Annotated in this window: 4 protein-coding genes; 1 reads left to right on the top strand and 3 read right to left on the bottom strand. The window is 69.0% G+C overall.

The genetic code is table 11. The features are described from left to right. Nucleotides 1-334: 334 nt before the first annotated feature. The 3 genes from AWC24_RS04870 to AWC24_RS04860 all read right to left on the bottom strand — a co-directional run bounded on the left by AWC24_RS04870 (nucleotide 335) and on the right by AWC24_RS04860 (nucleotide 2,503). The gene (locus AWC24_RS04870; RefSeq protein ID WP_083037132.1) at nucleotides 335-1,546 is read right to left on the bottom strand and encodes an MFS transporter; all 1,212 of its coding nucleotides are present in this window, start codon (nucleotides 1,544-1,546) and stop codon (nucleotides 335-337) included. Nucleotides 1,547-1,625: 79 nt separating this feature from the next. Next, on the bottom strand, nucleotides 1,626-1,919 hold the full coding sequence (gene ricR, locus AWC24_RS04865) for a copper-sensing transcriptional repressor RicR (protein ID WP_083037131.1): 294 nt from the start codon (nucleotides 1,917-1,919) through the stop codon (nucleotides 1,626-1,628). After that, entirely contained in the window at nucleotides 1,916-2,503 is a 588-nt protein-coding gene (locus tag AWC24_RS04860) for a DUF305 domain-containing protein (protein WP_085082605.1), read from the bottom strand. Before AWC24_RS04860 ends, ricR begins: the two co-directional genes overlap by 4 nt. 76 nt (nucleotides 2,504-2,579) lie before the next feature. Here AWC24_RS04860 and ilvD point away from each other — a divergent pair, with 76 nt between their 5' ends. Next, nucleotides 2,580-4,277 (top strand): dihydroxy-acid dehydratase, encoded by a 1,698-nt coding sequence (ilvD, locus tag AWC24_RS04855; protein ID WP_085082603.1) that lies wholly within the window; start codon nucleotides 2,580-2,582, stop codon nucleotides 4,275-4,277. Nucleotides 4,278-4,399 lie beyond the last annotated feature (122 nt).

Below are 4,399 nucleotides of genomic sequence, written 5' to 3'. Positions count from 1 at the left end.
GGGCGGGGGCGGGCGGGACGGCCGGGTCGATCGGGCCGGCATCGACCGCCGCGGGGTCGCCGGGCTGTTGCGGTGGGTCGGCCAGCGCCGCCCCGCAACCCAGCGTGAGCACTGCGGCCATTCCCGCGGTGGACACCCAGGCTCCGATACCCGCGAGCTTCCATCCCGACATGCGTGTACCTCCGGTCACAAAGCTTGGTTTCAAGTGTGGCATAGCAGGACTGTCAGCTAACTCGTGTAGCGAGTGGAAAACACCCCGAAAGAGGGGACTACGCGCTATTGAACTGGGGTTTCGACGGCACGCATAGTGGCGAACGTTACCGCGCCCTACCCGTCAGGGAACAACAAAGAGGTGTTTGCTCGCCGCCACGCCCACCGCCGCGACGCCCACCAGCAGCGCCGACGCGCTCAGCATCGCCGACGTTCCGGCCCATTCGAACAGCAACCCGCCGGCCAGCGAGCCGCCGGTTATGCCGACCTGGAACGCCGTGACGTACAGCCCCGAGGCCCCGTCGGGATCGTCGGGCGCGGTGCGCATCGCCGCGGACTGCAGCATCGGCGACACCGCCATCGCCATGGCGCCCCACAGCACGATCGCCGCGGCGCCGGCCACCGCGGCCCCGGTGGTGTGGTGGCCGCCGATCGACAGCGCGGCCAGGACGACGAACGCTGCGGACAGCGCGGCCATGCAGGTGCCGGTGACCGCCTTGGGACGGTGATCCAGCGGTCGGGCCAGCAGCGACATCGCGACCAGGCCGGCGGCCCCGAAGGCGGCCAGCAGCCAGGCCAGCCGGGCTCCGGGAACGCCGACCACGTCTTCGATGAGCACCGCGATGAACGTGTAGGAGACGAAGTGGCCCGTGACGGCGATCAGCATCAGCGTGCTCACCCCCAACAACCGGCGGTTGCGGTAGTGATGGCGCCCCACCAGCGCCAGCTGGTCGGTGCTGAGCACCAGGGCCGGCAGCGCGAAGCGCGCTGCCACGGTGATGGCCGCCGCGGCCACGGTGATCACCACGACGGCCAGCCGCCAGCCCCAGAGCAGGCTCATCGCCGATGTCAGCGGGATGCCCACCACCAGCGCCAGGCTGGTGCCCACATAGATCGCCGTCGTCGCCCGGCCGGAATGACTGGGCGGTACCAACCGGGTGGCGATCGGCGCCAGCACCGACCACATCAATCCGTGGGTGACCGCGCACAGCGCTCGGCCGCCGGCCAACACCGCGAAGTTCGGGGCCATCGCCGAGATCACCTGCGAGGTGGTCAGGCAGACCAGGGTGACCAGTAGCACCCGGCGGCGCGGCCAGTGCGCCGTCCAGCGCACCAGCGGAATCGTCGTCACCGCAGCCACCACCGCATACCAGGCCAGCAGGGTGCCGACCAGCGCTTCGCTGACGCCCAAGCCGGCCGAGATCGCCGGCAGCGCGCCGACCGGCAGGATCTCGGCGGTGGCGTAGATGAACGCGGCGGCGGCCAGAATCGCCAACTGCGCCGTGATCCGCGGCGTCCACGGACCGATTCGGGTTCTACCAGTTTCGACAGTCATGGTGTGGCGGCAGCGTCCAGTGGTGTGTGGCGCGTCGCCGCCCCCGGAACTGCCGGGTCACATGGTAACGGCGCGCGGGTCAGGAACGGACCAACCGCGCGATAGCGGCCGAGGCTTCGGTCAGTTTCGCGTCGGCCTCATCCCCACCGGCGCTGACGGCCCCGGTGACGCAGTGTGCCAGATGTTCGTCGAGCAGGTTGAGCGCGACCGAGCGCAGCGCACTGTTGACCGCGCTGATCTGGGTGAGGACATCGATGCAGTACTTGTCCTCGTCGATCATCTTGGCGATTCCGCGCACCTGGCCCTCGATGCGGCGCAGTCGTTTGGCGTAGTTGTCCTTCCGCGGGGAGTACCCGGGGGCATCGGTGGTCATAGCGTCCCCAACTGTTGGTTCATCTGATCTATCTCGGCCTGTTGCCGCACCGCCAGCGACCGCGCGATGCTGATCGCCTCGGGGCTCTGACCGTGTTCGATCTCGTTGTGCGCCATCTTCAGCGCACCACGGTGGTGGGAGATCATCGACTGCAGCCAGAGCCTGTCGAACTCCGGGCCGCGCAGGCTGCGCAGTTTGTCCATGGTGGCCTCATCGACCATGCCGGGGATGTCGTGCTTGTCGGTGGCGCTGTCGTTCTCGCCGGGCGCACTGTCGGGCGCATCCCATTGCAGCAGTTGTGCCTGGCAGCCTTGCAGTTCGACACGCTGCTGGGCGGCGATGTGTTCGGCGAGCGTCACCATCGCCGGGTCGGTGCTCTGCCCGGGCACCATGGCCGTCAACTCCAGCGCCTGCTGATGGTGGACGACCATGTCCTCCAGGAAGGCGATGTCGCCGGGGCTGCCGGTGTTGGCCACCGCCGAACTGCTCGATTCCTGCTGCTCGGGCGCCGGAGACGAGCGGTGACAGCCGGCCGCGGCGATGCTGACGACGAGCGCGACGACGACGGCGAGGGCTGATCTCATGTGGCCACTTTAGCCGATACCCCCGCGGGGTATTTATTCGTTTTGTCCGCTCACCGCCGACCGGCATACTGAGCGGATGCCTGACTCCGTGGACATCAAGCCCCGCAGCCGCGACGTCACCGACGGCCTGGAGAAGACCGCTGCCCGCGGAATGCTGCGGGCGGTGGGCATGGGCGACGACGACTTCGCCAAATCCCAGATCGGGGTGGCGTCATCGTGGAACGAGATCACCCCGTGCAACCTGTCGCTGGACCGGTTGGCCAAGGCCGCCAAGGAGGGCGTCTTCGAAGCGGGCGGCTACCCGCTGGAGTTCGGCACCATCTCGGTCTCCGACGGCATCTCGATGGGCCACGAGGGTATGCACTTCTCGCTGGTGAGCCGCGAGGTGATCGCCGACAGCGTCGAGACCGTGATGTGCGCTGAACGCCTCGACGGCTCGGTGCTGCTGGCCGGCTGCGACAAGTCGCTGCCCGGGATGCTGATGGCCGCAGCGCGGCTGGATCTGGCCGCGGTGTTCCTCTACGCGGGCTCCACCATGCCCGGCTACGCCCAGCTCTCCGACGGAACCGAGCGCGAGGTGACGATCATCGACGCCTTCGAGGCGGTCGGCGCCTGTTCGCGTGGGCTGATGTCGCGTGCGGACGTCGACGAGATCGAGCGGTCCTTCTGCCCGGGCGAGGGCGCCTGCGGCGGCATGTACACCGCCAACACCATGGCCAGTGCGGCCGAGGCGCTGGGTATGTCGTTGCCGGGCAGCGCGTCCCCGCCGTCGGCGGACCGGCGCCGCGACGGTTATGCCCGGCGCAGCGGGTCGGCCGTGGTGGAGTTGCTGCGGCGCGGCATCACCGCCCGCGACATCCTGACCAAGGAGGCGTTCGAGAACGCGATCGCGGTGGTGATGGCGTTCGGCGGCTCCACCAACGCGGTGCTGCACCTGCTGGCGGTCGCCCGTGAGGCCGAGGTGGAGCTGAGCCTGGCCGACTTCTCCCGGGTGGGCGCGAAGGTGCCGCACCTGGCCGACGTGAAGCCGTTCGGCCAGCACGTCATGTTCGACATCGACAAGATCGGCGGGGTGCCGGTCATGCTGAAGACCCTGCTGGAAGCCGGCCTGCTGCACGGCGACTGCCTGACCGTCACCGGAAAGACGATGGCGCAGAACATCGCCGAGCTCAACCCTCCGGTCGTCGACGGCAAGGTGCTGCACGCGCTGACCAACCCCATCCACCCGACCGGCGGCATCACCATCCTGCGCGGATCACTGGCGCCGGAGGGCGCGGTGGTCAAGTCGGCGGGCTTCGACACCGACGTGTTCGAGGGCACGGCAAAGGTTTTCGACGGCGAGCGAGCGGCGCTGGATGCCCTCGAGGACGGCACCATCAGCGCGGGTGACGTCGTGGTGATCCGCTACGAGGGCCCCAAGGGCGGGCCGGGAATGCGCGAGATGCTGGCCATCACCGGTGCGATCAAGGGCGCCGGGCTCGGCAAGGACGTGCTGCTGCTGACCGACGGCCGGTTCTCCGGCGGGACGACGGGGCTGTGTGTCGGCCACATCGCCCCCGAGGCGGTGGACGGCGGGCCGGTGGCGTTCCTGCGCGACGGCGACAAGATCCGCCTCGACGTGGCCAACGCGACCCTGGACGTGCTGTCCGACCCGGACGAATTCGCCGCCCGCGCCGAGGGTTTCACGCCCCCGCCGCCGCGCTACACCACCGGTGTGCTGGCCAAGTACCGCAAGCTGGTGGGTTCGGCGGCCATCGGCGCCGTCTGCAACTGACGCTGCTTGCGCGACCGGACGCGGCTCCGGCCCTAGTGTCCTGAATCATTAATTCGTCGGCAGTAGTTGGCGATGGATTCCAGGATTTGGTCGGCGGTTTTGGTCCAGACGTAGGGCCGTGG

The organism is Mycolicibacter senuensis (genome assembly GCF_002101885.1).
GTDB classification, from domain to species: Bacteria; Actinomycetota; Actinomycetes; order Mycobacteriales; family Mycobacteriaceae; genus Mycobacterium; species Mycobacterium senuense.
This window is presented reverse-complemented; position numbering and strand designations above follow the sequence as displayed.

Bases quoted from the DNA above. Each gene is read 5' to 3' on its own strand.
- AWC24_RS04870 (WP_083037132.1), bottom strand. From the start codon at position 1,546: ATGACTGTCGAAACTGGTAGAACCCGAATCGGTCCGTGGACGCCGCGG.
- ricR (WP_083037131.1), bottom strand. From the start codon at position 1,919: ATGACCACCGATGCCCCCGGGTACTCCCCGCGGAAGGACAACTACGCC.
- AWC24_RS04860 (WP_085082605.1), bottom strand. From the start codon at position 2,503: ATGAGATCAGCCCTCGCCGTCGTCGTCGCGCTCGTCGTCAGCATCGCC.
- ilvD (WP_085082603.1), top strand. From the start codon at position 2,580: ATGCCTGACTCCGTGGACATCAAGCCCCGCAGCCGCGACGTCACCGAC.